Annotated in this window: 23 protein-coding genes; 12 read left to right on the top strand and 11 right to left on the bottom strand. The window is 72.1% G+C overall.

The annotated features are described in order from the left end of the window. Positions 1-49 precede the first annotated feature (49 nt). Positions 50-2113, top strand: a complete 2064-nt coding sequence (locus ASE20_RS23925; RefSeq protein WP_056897091.1) for a P-loop NTPase fold protein — start codon at positions 50-52, stop codon at positions 2111-2113. A gap of 167 nt (positions 2114-2280) precedes the next feature. Here the strand turns inward: ASE20_RS23925 and ASE20_RS23930 are convergent, their stop codons facing one another. Then, complete coding sequence (locus tag ASE20_RS23930; protein WP_056897092.1) at positions 2281-2676, bottom strand: hypothetical protein; 396 nt, start codon at positions 2674-2676, stop codon at positions 2281-2283. A 117-nt stretch (positions 2677-2793) separates the two neighbouring features. Continuing rightward, positions 2794-4263, bottom strand: coding sequence for an MFS transporter (locus ASE20_RS23935; RefSeq protein WP_056897093.1), 1470 nt, complete (start codon positions 4261-4263; stop codon positions 2794-2796). A 98-nt stretch (positions 4264-4361) separates the two neighbouring features. Between ASE20_RS23935 and ASE20_RS23940 the strand changes: the two genes are divergently transcribed. Continuing rightward, entirely contained in the window at positions 4362-4988 is a 627-nt protein-coding gene (locus ASE20_RS23940; RefSeq protein ID WP_056897149.1) for a TetR/AcrR family transcriptional regulator, read from the top strand. Positions 4989-5050: 62 nt separating this feature from the next. Here the strand turns inward: ASE20_RS23940 and ASE20_RS23945 are convergent, their stop codons facing one another. Further along, entirely contained in the window at positions 5051-6478 is a 1428-nt protein-coding gene (locus ASE20_RS23945; protein ID WP_082619258.1) for an FAD-dependent oxidoreductase, read from the bottom strand. After that, positions 6451-8055 (bottom strand): helix-turn-helix transcriptional regulator, encoded by a 1605-nt coding sequence (locus tag ASE20_RS23950; protein WP_056897095.1) that lies wholly within the window; start codon positions 8053-8055, stop codon positions 6451-6453. The genes ASE20_RS23945 and ASE20_RS23950 overlap by 28 nt, the downstream gene beginning before the upstream one ends. Before the next feature lie 109 nt (positions 8056-8164). On the opposite strand from ASE20_RS23950, the gene ASE20_RS23955 reads away from it, so the two are divergent. Together ASE20_RS23955 and ASE20_RS23960 are read left to right on the top strand one after the other, a co-directional pair. Continuing rightward, positions 8165-8596, top strand: a complete 432-nt coding sequence (locus ASE20_RS23955) for a phage holin family protein (RefSeq protein ID WP_056897096.1) — start codon at positions 8165-8167, stop codon at positions 8594-8596. 27 nt (positions 8597-8623) lie between these two features. Next, on the top strand, positions 8624-8830 hold the full coding sequence (locus tag ASE20_RS23960) for a DUF3618 domain-containing protein (RefSeq protein WP_056897097.1): 207 nt from the start codon (positions 8624-8626) through the stop codon (positions 8828-8830). Between the two features lie 19 nt (positions 8831-8849). Here the strand turns inward: ASE20_RS23960 and ASE20_RS23965 are convergent, their stop codons facing one another. Then, on the bottom strand, positions 8850-9647 hold the full coding sequence (locus tag ASE20_RS23965) for a hypothetical protein (RefSeq protein ID WP_056897098.1): 798 nt from the start codon (positions 9645-9647) through the stop codon (positions 8850-8852). Next, positions 9644-10216: an RNA polymerase sigma factor gene (locus ASE20_RS23970; RefSeq protein WP_056897099.1), complete on the bottom strand. Its 573-nt coding sequence runs from the start codon at positions 10214-10216 to the stop codon at positions 9644-9646. The genes ASE20_RS23965 and ASE20_RS23970 overlap by 4 nt, the downstream gene beginning before the upstream one ends. A 69-nt stretch (positions 10217-10285) precedes the next feature. Here ASE20_RS23970 and ASE20_RS24910 point away from each other — a divergent pair, with 69 nt between their 5' ends. Next, complete coding sequence (locus tag ASE20_RS24910) at positions 10286-10426, top strand: hypothetical protein (protein ID WP_157538548.1); 141 nt, start codon at positions 10286-10288, stop codon at positions 10424-10426. Positions 10427-10451: 25 nt separating this feature from the next. Then, on the top strand, positions 10452-11312 hold the full coding sequence (locus ASE20_RS23975; protein ID WP_056897100.1) for an alpha/beta fold hydrolase: 861 nt from the start codon (positions 10452-10454) through the stop codon (positions 11310-11312). On the opposite strand, the gene ASE20_RS23980 is transcribed toward ASE20_RS23975, so the two are convergent. Continuing rightward, positions 11309-11812, bottom strand: coding sequence for a hypothetical protein (locus ASE20_RS23980; protein ID WP_056897101.1), 504 nt, complete (start codon positions 11810-11812; stop codon positions 11309-11311). The two genes, ASE20_RS23975 and ASE20_RS23980, sit on opposite strands and share 4 nt — an antisense overlap. A 211-nt stretch (positions 11813-12023) precedes the next feature. Here ASE20_RS23980 and ASE20_RS23985 point away from each other — a divergent pair, with 211 nt between their 5' ends. After that, positions 12024-12542, top strand: a complete 519-nt coding sequence (locus ASE20_RS23985) for a VOC family protein (protein ID WP_056897102.1) — start codon at positions 12024-12026, stop codon at positions 12540-12542. 119 nt (positions 12543-12661) lie between these two features. Further along, positions 12662-13252 (top strand): hypothetical protein, encoded by a 591-nt coding sequence (locus ASE20_RS23990; protein ID WP_056897103.1) that lies wholly within the window; start codon positions 12662-12664, stop codon positions 13250-13252. 44 nt (positions 13253-13296) lie between these two features. Here ASE20_RS23990 and ASE20_RS23995 read toward each other — a convergent pair whose 3' ends face one another. Beyond that, entirely contained in the window at positions 13297-13503 is a 207-nt protein-coding gene (locus tag ASE20_RS23995; RefSeq protein WP_056897104.1) for a hypothetical protein, read from the bottom strand. A gap of 127 nt (positions 13504-13630) precedes the next feature. Between ASE20_RS23995 and ASE20_RS24000 the strand changes: the two genes are divergently transcribed. From ASE20_RS24000 to ASE20_RS24010, 3 genes are read left to right on the top strand one after another with little or no spacing between them, the layout of a single operon-like run. Next, positions 13631-14386, top strand: coding sequence for an ABC transporter ATP-binding protein (locus tag ASE20_RS24000; RefSeq protein WP_056897105.1), 756 nt, complete (start codon positions 13631-13633; stop codon positions 14384-14386). Between the two features lie 14 nt (positions 14387-14400). Continuing rightward, the gene (locus ASE20_RS24005) at positions 14401-15162 is read left to right on the top strand and encodes an ABC transporter permease (protein ID WP_056897106.1); all 762 of its coding nucleotides are present in this window, start codon (positions 14401-14403) and stop codon (positions 15160-15162) included. A 25-nt stretch (positions 15163-15187) separates the two neighbouring features. Next, the gene (locus tag ASE20_RS24010; RefSeq protein WP_056897107.1) at positions 15188-15961 is read left to right on the top strand and encodes a MerR family transcriptional regulator; all 774 of its coding nucleotides are present in this window, start codon (positions 15188-15190) and stop codon (positions 15959-15961) included. A gap of 422 nt (positions 15962-16383) precedes the next feature. Here the strand turns inward: ASE20_RS24010 and ASE20_RS24015 are convergent, their stop codons facing one another. Continuing rightward, positions 16384-18531: a calcium-binding protein gene (locus ASE20_RS24015; RefSeq protein WP_056897108.1), complete on the bottom strand. Its 2148-nt coding sequence runs from the start codon at positions 18529-18531 to the stop codon at positions 16384-16386. An 82-nt stretch (positions 18532-18613) separates the two neighbouring features. Then, a complete protein-coding gene (locus ASE20_RS24020) occupies positions 18614-19066 on the bottom strand; it encodes a MarR family winged helix-turn-helix transcriptional regulator (RefSeq protein ID WP_225869134.1) in 453 nt (150 codons plus the stop codon). Between the two features lie 36 nt (positions 19067-19102). Between ASE20_RS24020 and ASE20_RS24025 the strand changes: the two genes are divergently transcribed. Then, positions 19103-21130, top strand: coding sequence for an MMPL family transporter (locus ASE20_RS24025; protein WP_056897110.1), 2028 nt, complete (start codon positions 19103-19105; stop codon positions 21128-21130). Here ASE20_RS24025 and ASE20_RS24030 read toward each other — a convergent pair. Next, positions 21109-22596 (bottom strand): flavin-containing monooxygenase, encoded by a 1488-nt coding sequence (locus ASE20_RS24030; protein WP_056897111.1) that lies wholly within the window; start codon positions 22594-22596, stop codon positions 21109-21111. The two genes, ASE20_RS24025 and ASE20_RS24030, sit on opposite strands and share 22 nt — an antisense overlap. Positions 22597-22610: the final 14 nt, after the last annotated feature.

The raw sequence follows: 22610 nt of genomic DNA on the forward strand, positions 1-22610 counted from the left end.
ACCACGACCACGTCGCGAAGCTCTGTACCTGTCCGTCCCGAGGGATCTGATGACCACTTCTTCAACTTCCGAGCCGCGCTGGCACGACGACCCGATCACCGACGCTGGGGAGGACCGGTTCCAGCGCGCCGATTTCGCCAATCACTGGGCCCAGCTCATCAGAAGGGAGCACCAGCCTGGTTCGAGCATCGTCTACGGACTCACCGGCGCCTGGGGTAGCGGCAAGTCCTCGGTCCTCAACCTGATCGCCAACGCGTTGGCGGCCGACGCCTCAGAGTGGGCCGTTGTCTACTTCACCCCATGGTCGACCAGTGACCCAGACTCGCTGCTCGCTGAGTTCTATGTCGCGTTGAGTAGCGCGCTGCCAGCCAACGATCGCGGCAAAGAGGCTCGCAAGAAGCTGATGGCCTGCGCAACCAAGGCACTACCGCTGACAAGGGCCATCCCCTACGCCGGGGAGGCCATCGCCTCGTTCGGAGAGCAATTCCTCCAAGACAAGCCCTGGAGCGACGCCTTCGGCGAGGCATCCGCCCAATTGCAAGGTCTTGGCATCCGGGTACTGGTCATCGTCGACGACATCGACCGCCTCCAGCCAAGTGAGCTCCTCGACCTTCTCAAGGTCGTGCGACTACTCGGACGCTTCCCCGGGGTCGACTACCTCCTCGCGTACGACGAGGCGACCTTGGTCGCGTCCCTGCAAGACAGCTCGCGCGGCGAGGTCACAACCGCCCACGCTCGCGCATACATGGAGAAGATCGTTCAATATCCACTGGCGCTCCCCGAACTGCTTGCCTCAAAGATCATCGCCCTCGTAGATGCGGGTCTGACCGGAATCCTCGGTGCTGAGCGAGCCGGGCGGCTTGACGTTTCCCGCATCCACAAGGTCGTCACCGATGTCCTCCCGTCACAGCTCCGCACGCCGCGCGCCGTGGAACGCTTCCTTGCGCAGGTCCGTCAGCAGTTCCGCCTTCATGATGACGGCGAGATCGATGACGTCGATCTGATTCTCGTCACTCTGCTGCGCATGGAATTCCCAGACCTGTTCGCCAGCCTTCAAGGGTGGCGTGACGAACTCACGGGAAGCTCGACCCGGCGATGGATCAGCAAGGAGAAGCCAGACTGGAGCGAGCTCTTCGCGAAGACTGACGACGGACGGGATCGGAAGGACGCGGTGACGGTGGTTGGCGCGATCTTCCCCGCGACACTTCACGAGGGCGCCGGCCAAGTGCGCCGCGGACGGATGGCGCACAAGGACTACTTCGATCGCTATCTCGTGCAGTCGGTTCCGGAAGGCGACATCAAGGACTCCGCGGTCGCGACAGCCCTGAGCGCCGCAGCGAGCGGCGACGGCGAGCTCCTTCGCGCACTTGTGCTCCAGCCGAACGTCGAAACCCGGACGCTTGCTCTCCGCAAGATCAATGATCGACTCTTCGGGCACGGTGACCACCCATCCACGAGCGTTACCCCGGATCTGGTCCGGGTGCTTGCTTCAATCGCTGCTGGCACCGACGAGTTCGACGGCGGGTTCCTGATCTCTCCGCGACGCCAGGCCACGACGGCGCTCCAAGGTGCGGCGATCCAGCTGCTCGCGGTCGCCCCGGACGCTGATCTGCTCGGACTCATCAGCACGACGGAAGATCCGATGCTTGCCATGGAAGTCCTCTGGGGGCTGGTCCGCGACGAGTCTGTCCCAGAAGACGCGAGGGAGCGGATCACAGACGCGAGCCGCGAGGCCGCAGCCCGAGTGGCACCGACGGTCCTGGCGAACCTTCGCGCGCGCGACAGGGCCAACCCAGCTGAGCGGGTCCACTTCATGATCAACTTCGTGCGCTCATGCGGAGATTTCCAATCGCTGCGCGAGAGCGTCGAGGCTGGCATTAGGGCTGAAGAGTTCACTCTCGCCGACGTTGCAGCGCGGTTCGTTCACTTCAGCTATCCCGTCGGGGTGACCAACCCGCAGCCGTCGGGTGCCGGCTTCAGTGGCAGCGAGTTCACGGAACTGACTGGGCAGGCGGCCCGCGACCAAGACACGACGCATGGCGTCGCGTGGGACGCCAACTCCTGGGAGGAGCGCCGGCTGTTCGCTGAGTCCTACCTCGACGGCGCCGAGTGAGTCGCACGCGAACTTTGACTGATCCGTTTGAGCGCAACCGTTTCGTCAAAGTTCCCCGCGAGCGACTCGTCGATCTCCGCTGCATCTCGACAAGGGCCCGGTTCCCTTCGGAACCGAGCCCTCCTGGGTCGCGCGGCCCGGAGCGGGCCGAGCACATCGGGGCGCTCCTACTCCTCGAAGAACTTCGTGGCGCAACCGCTGCTGGCGCCGGTGTCGCAGATGGAGATGAACCACAAGGGGCCCTCGGTGACGTCGAACTGGAAGTAGTCGCAGCCAGCGTCACCGCCGTCCTGCTCCGTGTACACGATCTTGGTCTGGACGCCGGGGACGGTCCAGCCGAGGGTGCCGGTGACGCCCACGCCGTTGGCCCGCGTGTCACAGACCTTGAACCTGTCGCCGTCGTCGATGTGGGTCATCGTTCCGTTGCCGTTGTTCACCGTGATGTTGGCGGCGAAGGCCGGCGGGGTGCCGAGCACGAGTGCCACCACCACTGCGGAGAGGACGGCCGCAGGTCGGGTGATGCGCCGACCGACGAACGTGCGTGAGCGGACCTTCTGAAGCATTTCCTCGCCCCCCGATGGGTCGATGAGTTGTCGGGCACGGACATGCCCGGTCAGTTCGCCGGACTCTCGCAGATGGGTGACGGGCGGTCAATGGGGTCTGCGACAGCGCACGACCTGTCAGCCCACCTCGGCGCGGTACGGCGACGTGCCGCGGAAGCCGAGCGCGGCCAGGAGTGCTGCGAGCACGAACGCACCTGCGCCGAGCGCGAAGGACAGCTGGTAGGCGCCCTCCGTCGGGAGGGACACCGGACCCACCGGCGTCGCGACGGTCTCGGACGAGGCGGCGAGGATGGTGATCACGATGGCGCTGCCGATCGCGCCGCCGACCGTGCGCATGATGCTGTTGACCGAGTTGGCGATGCCGGTGTCGTGGGGGGCGACGTAGCGGACGAGCAGTGCGGGCATGGCGGCGTACGCGACGGCGATCGCGGCGTTGCCGGCGACCAGGGCCACGATGAACTCGGCGCTGTGGTCGTGGAAGAGGGCGAGCGAGGACATGCTGGCGATGCCGAGCAGGGTCGCCGAGAGCAGCACCGGGCGAGCGCCGTACCGGCCGACCAGGTGGCCCGAGATCGGGCCGAGCGGGATGGCGAGCAGGGTGCCGGGGAGCATGTAGACGAGGCTGGTGCGCAGGATGCTGGCGTCGAAGCCGTAGCCGGTGAGCGCGTCAGGGGCCTGGACGAAGTAGGTCGCGCCGAGGAACACCGAGAACATGCCGTAGCCCACGAAGAGCGAGGCGAGGTTGGTGGCGAGCACCGGCCGGTGGCTCAGCAGGGACAGGGCGATCAGGGGCTGCTCGGTGCGCGACTGCAGCACCCCGAAGGCGAGCAGGACGACCACGGCGGCGCCGAACAGGCCGAGGGTGAGCGGCGCCGTCCAGCCCCACTCGTGACCCTGGGAGACGGGCAGCAGCAGGGCCACCAGCCCCGTGCCGAGCACGACGGCGCCGGTGTAGTCGACCCGGCCGCCACGGCCCGCCCGCCGCGGCAGCGCGACGGCGGACAGCACCAGCATCAGGGCCGACGCGGCGACGGTGAGCCAGAAGATGCGGTGGTAGTCGCCGCCGTTGTTGGTGAGCACGCCGGTCGCGACCAGCGCGAACCCGGAGCCGAACCCGAGGGCGGTCGCGGCGATCGACATGCCGTGGTGCAGCCGCTCGTGCGGCAGCTCCTGCCGCAGCACCGAGATGGCCAGCGGGAAGAGGCCGAAGGAAGCGCCCTGGAGGACGCGGCCGGCGAGCAGCACGCCGATGGAGTCGCCGACGGCGGCCAGCACCGAGCCGACGAGCGTGAGGGCGAGCACGACGAGGATGACGAGGCGGTTGCCGAACACGTCGCCGAGCCGGCCGAACAGGGGCGTGACGGCCGAGGCGGTGAGCATCGTCGCCGTGGCGACCCAGCCGACGGTGGTCGCCGAGACGCTCAGCTGTTGACCGATGAGCGGCAGGGCCGGCACGACGACGGTCTGGATGAGCGAGAGCAGGAAGACGTTGGCCGCCATGGCGGGCAGGACGAGTCGTGAGTACGTCGCGGGGCCGGTGGCCGAGGGCGCCTCGACGGACGTCGCGGGGTCGAGGGTGGAAGTCATGGACTTGAGGGTGACAGATAATTGACACTGTGTCGAGAATCGATGACGTGCTGTCAATCACGTTCGACGACCTGTCAGGTCCCCGTATGCTCGGAGCCATGGCAGCGGAGCCGACGACCCCACCGGTACGCCGACGTGGCGGACCCACGAAGGGCGATCAGCGTGAGGTCCAGATCCTCGAGGCGACCCGGGCCCTGCTCGCGGACCGCTCCATCAACGACCTGACGATCGACGCCATCGCGAAGGCGGCCGGGGTCTCGCGGACGGCGTTCTACTTCTACTTCCCGACCAAGCAGGCGGTGGTGGCGGCGCTGCTCGACGGGCTCTGGGACGAGTTCGGCAGCACCCACGCGTGGCTGGCCACCGACGGCATCGACCACGACGCCCTGCTCGAGCACCACCGCCTCGTGGCGGCCGTGTGGCGCGAGCACGCCGCCATCTTGACCTGTACGACGGGCGCGGTGCTCGACTACGAGCCGTTGGCCGAGTGGGTCGAGCGGGCGCACCGCCGCCTCGTCGAGGCGCTGGCGGCCAAGATCGAACGCGACCAGGCGGCGGGCACGGCCCCGACGGACATCGCTCCCGTCGCGCTCGCGGAGATCGTCTCGTCCCTGCGCGACGCGCGCTTCCCCGTGCTCGCCACGCTGCGTGGTGCCGAGCTCGAGCAGGCGTTGCACGACCTGACGGTCGTCGTGCTGCGGGTGGTGTACGGCCGGGTCGGCTGAGTGGGTCAACGGCCACCTCGGCGACCCGGCCTCGGTCGGTGACGCGGTCGCTGCCGCGCTCGTCACTGCGCCGTGGCGAGAGCCGACCGGGTCTCCGCGACCAGCGCCGCCCGCCGCGGCCCCTCGACGGGAGGCTCCCAGCCGTCGCGGAGCAGCTGCGCGACCGGCTCGCGCAGCTGGTCGAGGATCGCCGGGCCGGCGTGCATCCCGGCGCAGGGCCCGATGACCGGCATCCACTCCGGGCGCACGGCGCCCGCGGCGAGGATCACGTCGCTCGGCAGCGGCTCGTCGACCGACAGCGGTTCGCCGTGGAAGCGGCGCAGCAGGGAGCCGTCGGTGAGCACGTGGTCGGCCCACCACGGCCGGATGTGCTCCTCGGCCCACTGGTCGAGGAGCAGCGACAGGTCCGTCGCGTCGTCCTCGACGTGGTCGAGCAGGACCTTCGCGTGCGGCACGTGCAGCGCCAGGCTACGGCCGTTGGCGGGGTTGAGGGTGCACACGCTGTCGCCCAGGAAGTACAGGCCGCGTGCTGGGGGAAGCCCCAGCGCGGGCCCCTGGAGGCGGTAGGTGTTGGTGAGGTTGCTGCCCACCTGGACCCGCGTGATCGGCTCGTGGGTGTCGACGTCGCTCCACGGCGCCGTGTGCGGGACGGCGGCCACCGCGCGCCGGAAGCCGTCCTCGGTGCGCAGCACGGCGAGCTCCTCGGCGTCGGACGGGCAGATCAGCAGCACGTGGTGCGTCCGGTTGTCGGCCGGCATCACGAGCGAGGCGTAGTCGGGGCCCGTGACGAACGAGGGGAACGGGGCGTCGTACGCCGCCGCGTGCTCGCGCGTCCGGTAGGTCGCGAAGACGTACGACGTGCCGCAGGTCCCACCCTCGACCGGCCCCCGCAGCTCGTCGCCGAGGTGGCTCCCGCGTCCGGTCGCCACGACGACGAGGTCGGCCCAGACCGGGTCGTCGTCGACCACCGCGCCCCGGGCGCGGCCGTCCTCGAGGAGGAGGCACTCGGCGTGGCCGGTGCGCCAGCGCACCCGCGGCTCGGCCTGCGCGGTCTCCCGGAGCACGCGCTCGACGAGCGGGCGGCGCGCGAACATCGCGGTGACCAGCCCGGGCATGCCCGGCATCTCGCCCAGCCGCGCGCCCTCGGCCCGCAGCCGCTCGACCACGTCGGGCATCTCCTCGACCATCGCGCGGACGACCTGGCCGCGCCAGGCGTGGGGCGAGTCGCCCTGCATCACGCCGGTACGACGCCAGGCGCCGTCGGTCGCGGGGCCGGGGTCGCGGTCGATCACCGTGACGTCGTGGCCGCGGCGCGCGAGGCCGATGGCGGTGAACGTGCCGACGGGTCCTGCCCCGATGACGAGAGCCTTCGTGGTGTGCCTCCTGGGTCCGTTTCCCGGACCGTAGGGGCGCAGCTGCCGTCGTCGCGTCGGCAGAATTGTGCAGATCGGTGTGCAGGTCCTCAGGCGAGGCCGTGCTGGTGCGCCCAGGCGGTGGCGGCGGAGCGGTTGGACACCTCGAGCTTGGCGAAGATGTTGGCGACGTGGCGGGCCACGGTCTTCTCGGACAGGACCAGCTGCTCGGCGATGCCCCGATTGGTCGCGCCGGACGCGACCAGTCGCAGCACCTCCGTCTCGCGGCTGGTCAGCCCGTGCCGCTCGGTCGGGGTGACGTGGTCGAGCAGGTCGAGGTCCGGCTGCGCGCCCAGCGCGACGAAGGTGACGCGGGCGGCGTCCCGCTCCAGGCGCGCGGTCTCCTGGTCGCCGAGTGCCTCGCACGCCGCGGCGATGACGACCCGGCACCGGGCGCTGTCGTACGGCGAGCCGGCCGCGCGGAACCCCTCGAGTGCCGAGCGGAGGGCCCCGAGCGCGACCTGCGGGTCACCGCGCCGCACGGCGAGCCGGCCGCGGGCCCACGCCGCGGCCGCGCGGAGGTAGCCCGCGTCGGAGGCGTCCGCCGCCTCGTCCAGCCGGGCCGACGCCTCGGCTGCGCAGTCGAGGTCGCCCGTGACGAGCGCGACCTCGAGCAGGGCCGGCCAGAGCCGGGTGCGCAGCTGCGGTGCACCCGGCTCCTCGAGCGCTCGGCGCAGCGACAGCAGGGCGGAGTCGGTGCGGCCCTGGGCGAGCCGCATCAGGGCCAGGCCGGGCTGCGGGTCCTTCCCGTGGCCGAGCGCCTCGCGATAGGCGGTCTCCGCGGCGTCGTACTCCCCGCGGAGGCGATGGAGCTCGGCCCGGACGTAGTGGGCCTCACCGATGGTGTTCTGGTTGGGGCCGGGGTGGGCGATGAGCTGGTCGACCTCGGCGATGGCGCGCGCCCAGTCCCCACGCAGCTGGTGGACTTCCGAGCGGTGGACGATGCAGGCGCCCTGGAAGGGCACCAGGCCGGGCTGCGCGGCGCACCACTCGTCGAGCACGCGGGTCCACTCGACGCTGCGGTCCACGTCGAGGCAGGCCTTGCAGTTCGCCACGATCGCGCAGTAGACGATGCCGACCGCCTGCGGGGTGACCGAGCGTGCCGTGGCCCGGACCATGGTCGCGTCGAGCTCGGCGAGGCCGGCAGCGAGATCGCCGTTCGCGAGCAGCGCCTGCCCGTGGGCGAGTCCGCCGAAGACACCGAGGTCGACGTCCTGGTGCTCGGTCGCGACGGAGACGAGGTCCTCCGAGAGCTGCAACGCCTCGGCTGCGTGCCCCGCGTGCAGGTGGGACATCGCCGCGGTGAGCAGCTCGTAGCCGCTCCAGACCGAGGTGGCGAAGGCCTCGCCCTGGACGCTGCGCATCAGGCCCCACCAGCCGCGTGCCTGGCCCTGGTCGCCGCGGAAGGTGGCGGTCAGGCCCAGCCAGAACGCGACCCGGGAGGCACTGTCCGTGTCGCCCTCGGCGAGGTAGGCGTGGTGGGCCCGCTCGCGGACGTCGGCGGCCTCGGCGAGCTCGCCGACGAGGAAGGCGGCCAGGCCCCACTGCTCGAGGTCGCGCCCGGTGGTCGCGGCGGGATCGCCGGCGGCGTAGTCCCGGCGTGCGTCCGGCCACGCCCGGGCGTCGTACGCCCTGCGGGCTGCCTCGAGGCTCACCCGGTCATCATGACGCCACCGCGCGTCCGCGGCGAGGGCCGCGGGGAGGCGGCCGTATGGCGTCGGGGCCGGCGGGCACCGCGGGAGGGTCACCACGGAGGAGGACCCGATGCAGCACGACGTCCGGGAACGGCACGACACGACCGCCGAGCCGACGATCGGTCAGCTCGTCTCCGACCTGTCCACCGAGGTCAGCCAGCTCGTGCACGACGAGATGCGCCTGGCCCGGGTCGAGATGACCGAGAAGGCCAAGGGCCTGGGGGTGGGAGCGGGGATGTTCGGTGCGGCCGGCCTGCTCGCGCTGTACGGCGGGGCCACGTTGGTCGCCACGGCCGTGCTCGCGCTCGCCCTGGTCGTCGACGCGTGGCTCGCCGCGTTGATCGTCACGGTGGCCCTGTTCGGCGCGGCCGGCGTGGTGGCACTGCGCGGGCGTCATCGCGTCCAGGTGGCCACGCCCCCGCTGCCGACCCGCGCCGTGGAGAACGTGCAGCGCGACGTGGCCGCCGTGCGCGAGGCGCGCGAGCACTCCCACCAGCTCTGAACGCACCCCGACGACGAGGAGCGAACGATGACCCACGCACCCTCCCACCGCGCGGAGACGGCCCAGATCGAGGCCGACATCGAGCACACCCGCGAACAGCTGGCCGCCACGGTCGACCTGTTGTCGGCCCGGGTCTCGGCGCGCACGCACCAGGCCGCCCTGGTTGCCGGCGTTCTCGCCGGCGTGGTGGTGATCGGCCTGGTCGCCGCCCGGCTGTGGTCGCGACGCCGCTGATCGCTCGGCGGCACCGCGCTCAGCCGTCGGTCGCCCGGTCGCTCCCGTTCGCGAGGTGCACCGTGTAGGACCACGTCTCGCTCGGGTGCTCCGAGTTCGGTACGACGGACGGCCACCACGCCGCGAAGCGGCCCTCCGCCACCGAGGCCTGGATGTCGAGGCCCGTCGACGTGTGGACGGTGACGCCGACGACGTCGCTGCCGACGTACCCGGAGGTCCAGATGAACCAGCCCTCGTGGGTGCTGCCCTCCATGGACTGCCCTTCCTCGAGCGCGTCGGGGCGGAGCGTCGGAGGCGCGGACGGGTCCGGGCTGTAGCTCCCGAAGAAGTCGTCGTCGCCGTTGCGCGCCTCCCGGGCGACCAGGCCGTCGGGCATCAGGCAGTTCGCCTCGCTCCGCGGCCCGGCGAGCAGCACGTAGGTCCACTCGCCGCGTCGCTCGGCGAGGACGGCGTGCTCCCCGAGGTCCGGTACGTCGAGCGCGGCCCGGCAGGTCGTGCCCGCGGCGGCCGTCGCCTCGGCGGAGAGGGGCTCGGGCTCGGCCGTCCAGGATCCGAAGGCGCCGCTTCCGCCGAGCAGTGCCGGGACGGCGATGCCGGTCGCACCGGCGAGGCCCGCGGCGACCAGCAGGCGGTTCCGGCGCCGGGTCCGGCGCGGGCGGACCGGCTCGACGGCAGCTGGTACGTCGGCGGGCGTGGCCACGATCCGGGCGAGCAGGGCGTCGGCGCGCCCGCGCTCCGCCTCGGTGAGGTCGGCGGCAGGGGCGGGGTCGAGGTGGCGCAGGGCTGCGTCGAGGGTGTCGTTCGTGTGCTTGCTCATCGGGTGCTCCTCTCGGAAGCGGGGTGGCCGGGCACGGCGTCGCCGGCGGTGGTGGTGTCGATCCGGCGCCGGAGCGCGCGACGCGCACGGGAGAGCCGGAGACGGAAGGCGGTGGGGGAGATGCCCAGCACGGCGGCCGCCTCGGGTGCGCTGAGCCCGTCGAGGACGGCGAGCGCGATCGCCTCCTGGTCGGAGGCGCTCAGGTGCGGCCACGCGGCGGCGATGTCGACCCGCCGGCTCACCAGGTCGGGATGCAGGCCGGCGTCCGCGGGCTCGTGGCCGGCCTCGGCGAGCCGGACCGCGACGGCGTCGTACCGGTCCTCGCGTCGGCGCGCGTTCTGGAGCGTCTTGCGGGCCACCCCGAAGAGCCAGGCGCGGGCGTCGGACAGCTCGACCGGTACGTCGTCGAGGCGGCGCCAGGCGACGAGCAGCACGTCACCGACGACGTCCTCGGCGTGGGTGGGGTGCACCCGCCGGGACACGAAGCGGAGCAGGTCGACGTACGCTGCGTCGTAGAGCTCCCGGAAGCGTTGCTCGCGCTCCCGCGGCGACGAAGTCGTGGTGTCCATGCCCTGTTCCTGTCCGGCAGGACACGAGTGTGTCATCCGATTTCCGGCCACCGGTGCCACCATGGGCAGATGGACGAGATCGCCCGGTTCCCCGCCGGCTCCGGTGGACTGGTCGCGGCCCTCGCGTCGGCGGGTGTGGATCGCGCACGCCTGCGGGCCATGGTGCGGCGCATCCGCACGGTGATGTATGTCTGCGGCCGTCCGGCCTGACCAGTCCGACCCCGAGGAGACAGCCATGACGATCGACGCGTGGTGGGAGTCCGGCGAGCGGGTCGCGCTCCGGTTCGGGGACGGCGAGCACGGCGTCTTCGTCCAGCGGCTCGGCGCGGGCGAGCCGATGACCTTGCTGCACGGGTTCCCGAGCTCCTCGCACGACTGGTCCCACGTCGCGCCTGCGCTGGCGGTCCGGTACGCGCTGCTGCTGCCGGACCTCCTCGGGTTCGGGGCGTCGGACAAGCCGGCGGAGCACACCTACTCGATCCACGAGCAGGCCGACCTCGTCGAGGCACTGTGGGCGGCCGAGGGCACCACCCGCACCCGGCTGGTCGCCCACGACTACGGCGTCTCGGTTGCGCAGGAGCTGCTGGCCCGGCGCGAGGAGGGGGCGCTCGGCGTCGAGCTGGTCGCCGTGGACTTCCTCAACGGCGGTCTCTACCCGGACATCCACCGGCCCGAGCCGGTGCAGACCGCGCTGCTCGACCCGGTCCAGGGCCCGCAGATCAGCGCGATCCTCGACGAGGCGCTGATCACCGGTGCGCTCGGCCCCACCTTCGCCTCCGAGGCCGGTCCGGCCGACCACGCCCCCGCGATCTGGCGCTCCCTCGAGAGGTACGACGGCCAGCGCAACGCCCACCTGCTGATCCGGTACATCGTCGACCGCCAGGAGCACGCGGAGCGGTGGACCTCGGTGCTGGAGCGGACCGACGTACCGCTGCGGTTCGTGTGGGGCATGCTCGACCCGATCTCGGGCGCGCACATGGCCGAGCGGATCCGGGAGCGGCTGCCGGCCGCGCCGCTCGTCGCGCTGGAGGACGTCGCCCACTGGCCGCCGCTGGAGGCGCCGGACCGGGTGGCCGCCGCCCTGCTGGAGCCCTAGGAGTCCTGGCTCAGCTGGTCGAGCATCTCGTCGAGGCCGTCGAAGGTGATCGTCTCGACGCCCTCGATCTCGATGTCGATGTCCTCGAAGGCGAGGTCCGCGTCGAGCTGCACCCGGATCACGCCGTCCGGGAACTGCAGGGGCGCGAGGAAGGACAGCAGCACCGCGTCGACGAAGACGACCGACGAGGTGAGGGCGAGGTCGTCGTGGAGGGCGGTCGGCTCGGCGATCGCCTGCTCGCCCACGGCGTCCTCGACCTCGGCGACGACGTCGAGGAGCACCTGCTCCCACTGGTCGGGGGACATCGCGAGGAAGGCGCCGACGCGCTCGACGAGGGCCTCGACGGTGACGTCGTCGCGGTCCTCCAGCTCCGGGTCGACGTTGACCATCAGGTCGGTGCCGGCGGCCGGCAGCGCGGCCAGGCCGTAGGCGAAGGAGTCCTCGGCCTCGGGGTCGCGCAGCAGCGGGGCGAGGGCCTCGGCCAGGCGCTGGATGTCCATACGGCGAGGGTAGAGGTTCCGCCAGTAGGTGACACCTGCTGCGCGCCGCGATGCACGCACGCTGGCGGCGTTGCAGACGCTCGACGGTGCAACCAGACCGCGGTCGCGCCTGCGCCTTGCCATCGCACGCGCCTCGCGACGCTCGCAACGGCGCCACCTACTGGCGGAACCTCTCGGCCGCCGCACGCCGGGCGTTGGGCACACTGGCCCGATGACGTCGCAGACCGCCGGGTTCGGCCCGATCGTCCAGCTGGCCTGGGTCACCGACGACCTCGACGCGACCGAGCAGGCGCTGGGCCCGGCGTTCGGCGCGGTCGGGTGGGCCCGGATGCCGGGCATCCACTTCGGGCCCGACGCGTGCACCCTGCGCGGCGAGCCGGCCGACTTCACCGCGGACATCTCGCTCAGCTACGCAGGCGACCTGCAGCTCGAGCTGATCCGCCCGGTGGCGGGGACGTCGATGTACTCCGAGTTCCTCGCCGAGCGCGGGCCGGGCCTGCACCACGTGTGCTGCGAGGTCGCCGACCTGGACGCCGCGCTCGAGCAAGCGGCGCGCGACGGGCTGGAGGTCGTCCAGGCCGGGACCATGGCGGGCGGGCTGATGCGTTTCGCCTACCTCGACACCGCGGCCGCCGGGGCGTCGTACGTCGAGCTCGCGGAGATCTCGGCAGACCTGAAGGCGATGTTCGCCGACATCCGGAGCCGCGCCGGCGAGGTCCAGCGCTTGTGACCATGGCGCCGTACGACGAATCGTCGTACGTTGCGAGGTGGGCCCGGCCGGGGCCCCGGAGGAACGGCCTCGACCGGTCTCGCGCACACCATCAGCGAGATCGACCGAGGAGGCACCTGATGTTCATCCAGATGATCCAGGCATCCTGCACCCGGCAGGACGAGGCGCACGGGCTCATCGACGAGTGGCGGCGCGACCTGTCGCCGGGCGCGACCGGTTGGCTGGGCGGGACCTACGGGTTCACCGACGACGACCGGCTCATGGCGGTGGTCCGGTTCGCGTCGCGGGAGGACGCGGCGGCCAGCTCGGAGCGGCCGGAGCAGGGCGCCTGGGCGGAGCGCTTCGCGGCGGTCATGGACGGGCCGATGGAGTACCACGACTGCGACGACGTGACCCTGCTGATGGGCGGCGGGTCCGACGAGGCGGGCTTCGTGCAGATCATCCGCGGCCGGGTCGACGACCCGTCGCGGTTGAAGGCGATGATGGCCGACAGCGACACGCTGCACGCGATGCGCCCGGACATCCTCGGCGCGACGCTGGCGATCGAGCCGGACGGCAGCTTCGTCGAGACCGTCGCGTTCACCACCGAGGCAGCGGCCCGCGAGGGCGAGAAGGTGGAGCCGCCGGCCGACGTACGCGCGGAGCTGGAGCACGCGATGCAGGGCGCCACCTTCCACGACCTGCACCACCCCTGGTTCCACAGCGCCTGAGGCACACCGAGGCAGGCACCCGCCCCGGCCGCCGCGGTGGCGATTCAGCGCGACGGCCGGGTGTCGCAGGTGATCTTCGGGTTGACCCCGAAGTAGTTGAGCGGGCCGGCGACGATCGTGAGCGCCGTGTCGCCGAAGGTCTTGCAGCTCACGTCCCGCTCGTCGCTGAAGTAGTCGCGCTGGTAGGCCGCCAGCACGCCGAAGAGCAACCACAGGGCGACGACCACGCCGCCGATTCCCGTACCTCGCATGACGACCCCCTCGTCGGTGGACCTGACCTCCGGTACCCCGCGGACGCCGGCTCACCGCGGATCCGCGGGCTTCGCGAGGATCGGGGGGTTGACCTTGACGCAGCGTCAACCCTCGACGCTGGCGCACATGGAACAGAAACCCCCAGCGATCCAGGTCTCCGACCTCCGCAAGTCCTACGACGGCCAGACCGTCCTCGACGGCGTCGACCTCGCCGTCCCGGCGGGCTCGGTGTACGCCCTGCTCGGCTCGAACGGCGCCGGCAAGACGACCACCGTCCGCATCCTCGCCACCCTGCTCCGCGCCGACGCGGGCACCGCCACGGTGCACGGCCACGACGTCGCGACGGCGCCCGGGAAGGTGCGGGAGTCGATCAGCCTCACCGGCCAGTTCGCGGCGGTCGACGAGATCCTCACCGGGCGGGAGAACCTCGTCCTGGTCGCCCGGCTCCGCCACCTCCCCGACCCGCACCGGGTCGCCGACGCGCTGCTCACGAAGTTCGACCTCGTCGAGGCCGGCGGCAAGCGGGTGGCGTCGTACTCCGGCGGGATGAGGCGCCGCCTCGACATCGCGATGAGCCTCATCGGCGAGCCGCCGGTGGTCTTCCTCGACGAGCCGACGACGGGTCTCGACCCGCAGGCGCGCCTCGAGGTCTGGCGCACGGTCAAGGACCTCGCCGGCGCCGGTACGACGGTCCTGCTCACCACGCAGCACCTCGAGGAGGCCGAGCACCTCGCCGACCGGATCGGCATCCTGCACGGCGGCCGGATCCTCGTCGAGGGCACCCTCGCCGAGCTCAAGGCGCTGCTGCCGCCGGCCGAGGTCGAGTACGTCGAGAAGCAACCGTCCCTCGAGGACGTCTTCCTGTCCCTCGTGGGCAAGTGAGAGAGGAACTGGAGATGAGCAACGCCTTCCTGCACGACACCGCCGCCCTCACCGGCCGCTCCCTGCGTCACGTGCTGCGCAGCCCCGACACGATCATCACCACCGCGATCACGCCGGTCGCGATGCTGCTGCTGTTCGTCTACGTCTTCGGTGGCGCCATCGACACCGGCGGCGTCGACTACGTCGACTACCTGCTGCCCGGCATCCTGCTGGTGACCGTCGCGTCGGGCATCGCCTACACGGCGTACCGCCTCTTCATGGACGTCTCCGGCGGCATCTTCGAGCGCTTCCAGTCGATGCCCATCGCCCGGTCCGCTGCGCTGTGGGCGCACGTCCTGACGTCGGTCGTCGCCAATGTGATCGCTCTGGTCCTCGTCGTGCTCGTGGCGCTGCTGATGGGCTTCCGCTCGGGTGCGGGCGTGCTCGCGTGGCTGGGCGTCGCCGGCATCCTGGTGCTGTTCACGCTCACCCTGACCTGGCTCGCCGTCATCCCCGGTCTCACCGCGAAGTCGGCCGACGCGGTCGGCGGGTTCTCGTACCCGCTGATCTTCCTGCCCTTCGTCAGCTCGGCCTTCGTGCCGACCGCGGGGATGCCCGGACCGGTGCGGTGGTTCGCGGAGCACCAGCCGGTGACGGCGATCGTCGACACCCTCCGCAACCTGTACGCCGAGCAGCCGGTCGGTGACGACATCTGGGTCGCGCTCGCGTGGTGCGCCGGGCTGCTCGTGGTCGCCTACCTGCTGGCGATGCGCGCCTACCACCGCGCGATCGCCTGACGGGGCCAGCGGGCAGGATGGAGCCATGCTGACGATCGGCGAGCTGGCGGCGTACGCCGGCGTGACGATCCGGACGGTCCGGCACTACCACGCGAAGGGACTCCTGCCGGAGCCCGAGCGGGACCACTCCGGCTACCGGCGCTACGGCGCCCGCGCGGTCTCGGACCTGATCCGGATCCGCACCCTGGCCGAGGCGGGCGTCCCGCTCGCCCGTGTCGAGGAGCTGCTCGACGCGGACGAGGAGGAGTTCGCCGCGGCGGTCGCCGACATCGACCGGCGGCTGCGGGCCGAGATCCGCGAGCGCCAGCGCCACCGTGAGCGGATCGCCCAGCTCGCCGCCGGAGACAACCTCGCGCTCCCTCCGGAGGCGGCGGCCTACCTCGCCCGGCTCCGGGAGATCGGCCTCCCCGAGCGGCTGATCGCGGGCGAGCGGGACGCGTGGATCCTCGTCGCGGCGCAGCTGCCGCAGCACATGCCGGCGTTCATGGCGCTCAAGGAGGCCCAGCTCGACCAGCCCGAGCAGAACGCCTTCCACCGCGACCTCGCCGACGCCATCGACTGGGCGCCCGACGACCCGCGGGTGGCGGGCCTCGCCGACCAGCTGGTGGGGCTCATCGAGGCCGAGCTGGCCGCCGCCCCGGACGGGTGGGACGAGGACGACCTCGACCTGCCCGACGACCTCGCAGAGCTGCTGGACGGGGTCTTCCTCAGCTCGGTGCCGATGGCGCCACGGCTGCTCGCGCTGCTCGAGGAGCGTGGCTGGACGGGCTGGACGAAGCTCGCGCGCCTCGATCCTTGATGCGTCGCAGCTGACCGATCGGTCGCGAGATCGGCTCTCCTGACGCAGCCGTCGGTCCTCGTTCGGGGGCTTCTCGCGGTGGCTCCGGCGCGGACTTCGTCCGCGCCGCCGCTGACGCGGCCGCCCAGCGGGTGATGGTCCGCTGCGTGCTCGGGGACCCCTCGAGTGGTCACAAACCGCAGAGAATTCGCCCGGAAACCTGCGGTCTCTGACCAATCGAGGGGGTCGACCGCGCACCTCGGACCGCCACCCGACCGCCGGACCCAGCCACCCACCCGACCCGCTCGTCGCTGCCGCTTCAGACTCCCACCACCCACGACACCGCAGCCCTGACGGCATCCAGCGCCTAGCCGACCCACGGAGGTGTCAGAGGAGCCCGAGATCGACGACTTCGCGACCGCTACGTCAGGTGCGACGCGTGATCAGAAGCGCTGCTCGACGCTGTTGACCTTGTCGGTCGTGTCCCGGTGGGCCCGGTCGACCCCGGTGCCGCCGAGCAGCGAGTCGACGAGGCGGTCGAGGCTCTGGAAGGTGTCGTTGCCGGCCAGCCCGCTCAGCACGTCCCTCCCGGGCCCGCCCGTCAGCAGGTTCGCCAGGGCGTTGCCGGTGATCGTGTCGGCGCCCTTCCCGCCGGTGAGGTTCTCGACGTCGCCGTTGATCCGGTCGCCCTCGCCGGTCGCGCCGTCGTCGTACCTGCCGTTGAGGCTGAGCCGCACCGCCGCGCTGCGCAGGGCGTACGACGCCAGGTCGGTGCCCGGTCCGCCGGACAGCAGGTCCTGGCCGTTGGCGACGGACCCCTCGGTGAAGACGTCGTTGCCGGCGTGGCCGAACAGGTCGTCGTCCCCGGCGCCGCCGTCGAGGGTGTCGTTGCCGCCGGTCGGGGCGGTGGCGGCGTCGCCGAGCAGGCGGTCGTCGCCGTCGCCGCCGGCCAACCGGTCGCTGCCCACGCCGCCGAGGAGCTGGTCGGCACCGCTGCCGCCGGTGAGGGCGTCGGCTCCGTCGTCGCCGAGCAGCGTGTCGTCGCCGCCGCGGCCGTTGACGGTGTCGTTGCCGGCTCCGCCCTCGATCCGGTTGGCGCGGCTGTCGCCCACGAGGGTGTCGGCCGCGGAGCCGCCCAGCAGGGTGGTGATCCCGTCCAGGGCGTCGCCCTCGCCCGTCGCACCGTCGCCGGCCTCGGCGTCGAGGGTCAGGCTCACCGGCGCGGAGCGTTGGGCGTAGTCGGCGGTGACGGTCACGCGGTCCTCGGCGACCACGGCGTCCGCTCCGTCGGTGGTGGGCTCGGCGACGTACCGTCCGCCGTCGCGGGTGAAGGTGATGTCGTCCGCGCCGCCGCGGGGCGTCGCCGTGCAGGCACAGTCGATCGTCCAGGTGTCGGGGCCGCTGCCGCCGGCCATCGCCTCGAAGTGGGAGGCGAGGTTCTGCGGGAAGGTCGGTACGACGAATCCGCCGCCGCTCGCCGAGAGGGAGCCGTCGGTCGGGCCCGCCACCTCGCCCAGGTCCAGGGTGTCGGTGCCGGCTCCGGCGTCCGCGTGCACGCCGTTGATGGGGGAGACGCCCACCAGCACGGTGTCGTTGCCGTCGCCGGCGTCGACCACGCCGACGCCGGTCGTCTGGATCGCGTCCGGGCCGGGGCCGGTGGTGACGTCGTAGATCCCGCTGTAGGTGTCGCCCTCCTGGAACGAGCCGTCGTCGTGGGAGCCGCCGTTGCTGAAGGCCACGCCCAGCGGGGACAGTGCATCGATGGCGTCGAAGCCGTCGCCGCGGACGGTGTCCTCGGCGCCGTCGAAGTCGACGACGAAGGTGTCGACCGCTCCGTCGTCGGTATCGGGCCCGCCGTTGGATGCCTTGCCCCAGACCTGGTCGGCATCCCCGTCGGGCACCAGGGTGTCGCTGCCGTCCCACCCCTCGATCTGGTCGTTGCCGGAGCCGCCCTCGATCACGTCGCCGTGGAGGCCGCCGCGCAGCGTGTCGTTGCCGCCCTGGCCCTTGATGGTCGTGTTGGTGCCGTCGAAGACCAGCATCGGGTTCGGGGCCAGGTCGATGGTGTCGTTGTTGTCGCTGCCGACGAGGACGAGCTCGCGGTAGACGGTCGCGGCGTTGATCTCGGGTCCCGGGAGCCCGTCGATGTCGACGCCGGTGCCGCCGGAGGCCTGGTAGGAGGCCGAGGTCATCGGGTTGCCGTGGACCACCACGACCGGGTCGTTCTCGCCGAACGTGAAGTGGCTCGGCTGCATCGCGTCGTTGAGGAACGGCCCCGCGTCCGACACCTGCCACGCCCCGAACCCCGACGCGCTGCTCACCTGGACCTCGGTGCGTCCGCTGAGCGCGCAGCTGCCGACGGGGGAGCCGTTGATGGACACGATGGCGGAGCCGCTGCCGAAGGACAGCTCGAGGAGGGGGACGACGGCAGGGTGGTTGACGTACATCAGTACGACCTGCGGGCTGATGATCGTGCAGCTCGCCTCGCCGGCGGCCTGTGCCCCCGGTGGGCTCAGGAAGCTCGCGCCCAGCAGGCCGGCGGTGACTGCCGGGACGAGTGCGGTCCGTCGTACGAGATGACGTCCGTGCATGGCGCTTCCCCCTCGCTGCCGGCGCACGCGCGCCGTTCCTGCGCAGGGTAGGCCCCTGCGGCCCTCCGCCGACAGGTCCCGGTCAGTCCTCCTCGGGTGCCTCGATGACATCCTCGAGGCAGGCGAGGACACCCTCCAGGTAGCGCTCGACGGCGGCCCGCTCGTCGGCGCCGAGCTCCGCGTCGAGGCGGGCCAGGCCGGCGAACATCGGTCGCAGGTGGCGCTGCACCTCCTCCTGGGCGCTGTCGGTGATGTGCAGCTGGGTACGACGCCGGTCGGTCGCGTCCGCGACGCGGTCGAGGTGGCCACGGCGGCTGAGCCGGTCGACGATGCCGGTGGCGGCCGCGCCCGTGACGTCGAGCCGGCGGGCGAGGGCAGCCGGTCCGACCGGCCCGTGGCTGAGCTGCTCGAGCGCCGCGAGCTCCACGGGGCTCAGGCCGGTGCGCCGCGACACGACCTGCCGGATCTCCACCGCTGCCTCGAGGATGCTGCGCAGGGTCTCCAGCGTCACCGTGGCGTGCCAGGGCTGGTTCAATTCTTCACCTTCTTGATGGTCAAGTAAGTTAAGCACATGCCTGCTTCCCTCCTCCCCATTGTCCGCCCCCGTGTGGCGTGGCTGGTGGCCTTGGCGCCGCTCCTGCTCGCGGTGCTCGCGATCGGCCTGCTCGGCGAGGGCGAGCGCGCGCAACAGCCGACCGACTCCCTGCCGCGCGGCCTGGACAGCACGCTGGCCGCCCAGCTCGACGCCCAGCTCGGTGATGACGAGCAGGACGTCGCGATCGTGCTGTTCACCGCGGACGACGCGGGCCCGATGACCGCGGACGCCCTGGCACCGGCGGTCCGCGCGGCCGGGGGAGTCCCGCAGAGCCTGACGATCGCGCCCGACGGAGGTGCCGCGTTCGCCGTCGTACCCGTGACGGCCGCGTCGGCCACGGACACCGTCGACAAGGTCGACGCGCTGCGCACGACGCTCGCGGACGCCGTACCGGAAGGGGTGAGGGCGCAGGTCACCGGGCCGGCGGGCATCCAGGCCGACCTGGCGAAGGTCTTCGACGGCGCCAACACCCGGCTGCTGCTGGCGACCGCCGCGGTGGTGGCCGTGCTGCTGGTGCTGACCTACCGCAGCCCCGTGCTGTGGCTCGTCCCTCTGCTCGTCGTCGGCGTCGCCGACCGGCTCGCGGCGATCCTGGCGACGCAGGCGATGGCCGCCCTGGACGTCGCGTGGAACGAGTCGACCGTCGGGATCCTCTCGGTCCTCGTGTTCGGTGCGGGCACCAACTACGCGCTGCTGCTGATCTCCCGCTACCGCGACGAGCTCGGTCGCCACGAGTCGCGGCACGAGGCGATGTCGCTCGCGCTGCGCCGCACGGCCGAGCCGGTCCTCGCCAGCGCCACCACCGTGGTGCTCGGCCTGCTGACCCTGCTGCTCTCGCTGACCCCGAGCACCCGCGGCATCGGGCTCGCCTGCGCCGTCGGCATCGTGGTGGCGGCGTCCTTCGTGCTCGCGGTGCTGCCCGCGCTGCTGGTGCTGTTCGGGCGATGGGTGTTCTGGCCCCGCGCCCCCCGCGTCGGTACGACGCCGCTCGCCGAGCGCACCTCGCTCTGGCACCGCGTCGGCGGCGTGGTCCGGCGGCGCCCGGGCGTGCTGGTCGCGGCGACGACCGCAGTGCTCGCCGTGCTCGCGGTCGGGCTGCTGCGCGTGGAGACCGGCCTGGGTCGTGCCGACCAGTTCCTCGACGAGCCGGAGGCGATCAGCGCGGGCGAACGACTCGCCGAGTCCTTCCCCGCCGGCACCTCCAGCCCGACCGAGGTGCTCACCCGGGCCGACGCGGCAGACGTGCTCGCGACGGTCGAGCAGACCCCCGGCGTGGTCTCGGCGCAGGTGGCCGGCGAGGGCGGCGGCGTCAGCAGGATCGACGTCGTCCTCGACGCCACGCCCGGCAGCGCGGCCGCACGCGCCTGCCTCGAGGACCTGCGCTCCGCGCTGGAGGAGTACGACGACACCCACGTCGCCGGCGAGGAGGCCGAGGCGCTCGACGAGCGGGACGGTGCGGCCCGGGACCGGAAGGTCGTGCTGCCGCTGATCCTGGCCGTCGTGCTCCTGGCCCTGCTGCTCCTGCTGCGCTCGCTGGTGGCGCCGGTGCTGCTGGTCGCGACCGTGCTGGCGACCTACGCCGCGAGCATGGGCGCGTCCTGGTGGCTGTTCACCGGGCCGCTCGGGTTCGCGGCGCTCGACGTGCAGGTGCCGCTCTTCGCGTTCCTGTTCCTGGTCGCGCTCGGCGTCGACTACAACATCTTCCTCGTCACGCGGGCCCGCGAGGAGGCGCGCGAGCACGGTACGCGCGACGGGATGCTGCGTGCGCTCGCGGCGACGGGCGGCGTGATCACCAGCGCCGGCGTGCTGCTCGGCGCGGTGTTCGCGGTGCTCGGCGTGCTGCCGCTGGTCGTGCTCGCGCAGCTCGGCGTGGTGGTCTGCCTCGGCGTCCTGCTCGACACGCTGGTGGTGCGGACGGTGCTGGTGCCGGCCCTGGCGGTGCTGCTCGGCGACCGGTTCTGGTGGCCGAGCAGCAGCCGTCGTCAGGCCGGTACGGCGACCTGAGCGGTGACCCGCGAGAAGGCCAGCGCGTCGTCGACGACCTCGCCACCGCGGATCGTGCGGGCGTCGTCGGCGTAGCTCATCGACATCGTCCACGGCGCCCGGTCGCCTTGGCGCGGGAGCTCGTCGACGGCGCGCTGGACGTAGCCGGCGGCGAAGTCGAGCAGCGGTCGGGTCGCCAGGTCGTCGGGCGCGACGGGCACGCACACGTCGTACCCCTCGGCCTCCATGTGCGCCAGCACGCGGCAGAAGTGCTCGCACAGCAGGCCGACCTTGAGGGTCCACGAGGAGTTCGTGTAGCCGATCGCGAAGGCGAGGTTCGGGACGCCGCTGAGCATCATGCCCTTGTAGGCGACGTGGTCGGGGGCGTGGAACGCGTGGCCGTCGACGGTGATGTCGACACCGCCGAAGAGCTTCAGGTTGAGGCCGGTCGCGGTCACGATCACGTCGGCCTCGAGCTCCTCGCCGGACTCGAGCAGGACGCCGGTCTCGGTGAAGGTGCGGATCCGGTCGGTCGCGACCGCGGCCCGGCCCTCCCGGATGGTGCGGAAGAGGTCGCCGTCGGGGACGGCGCACAGGCGCTGGTCCCACGGGCCGTAGGGCGGGTTGAAGTGCGTGTCGACGTCGAAGCCCTCGGGCAGCGCCTTCGCGTTGATCGTGCGGATCAGCGTGCGCGCGGTCTTCGGGAAGGTCTGGCAGAACTGGTAGACCGCACGCTGCTTGAGGATGTTCTTGCGGCGCGCCATCGCGTAGCCGCGCTCCTGGCCGAACGCCTTCAGCAGGCCGTTGGCGATCTTGTCCTCCGACGGCACCGGCATGATGTACGTCGGCGTGCGCTGCAGCATCGTGACGTGCTCCGCGCCGCCCGCGACCATCGACGGCACCAGCGTCACGGCGGTCGCGCCGGAGCCGATGACGACGACCTTCTTGCCCGCGTAGTCGAGTTCCTCGGGCCAGTGCTGCGGGTGCACGATCTCGCCGCGGAAGCGGTCGCGGCCCTCGAAGGTCGGGGTGAAGCCGGCCTCGTAGTCGTAGTAGCCGGTCGCGCCGAACAGCCAGCCCGCGGTCAGCGTGAACCGCTCGCCGGTGTCGCCGCGCTCGACGTCGACCGTCCACCGGGCGTCCTCGCTCGACCAGGCCGCGCCGAGGACGCGGTGCTGGTAGCGGATGTGCGGCTCGATGCCGTACTCCGCCGAGGTCTCGCGCAGGTAGGCGAGGATCTTGTCGGCGCTGGCGATCGCCGACTTGTCGGTCCACGGCTTGAACTCGTAGCCGAAGGTCTGCAGGTCGGAGTCCGAGCGGATGCCGGGGTAGCGGAACAGGTCCCACGTGCCGCCGGACGCGCCGCGCGCCTCGAGCACCGCGAAGGTGGTGCCGGGCCGCTCGGTGAGCAGGTAGCGGGCCGCCCCGATGCCGGAGATGCCGGCGCCGATGACGAGGACGTCGAGGTGTTCGGGGCTCGTGGTCATGACTCCATGGTGCG

This window comes from Nocardioides sp. Root240 (assembly GCF_001428825.1).
Lineage (GTDB): Bacteria > Actinomycetota > Actinomycetes > Propionibacteriales > Nocardioidaceae > Nocardioides.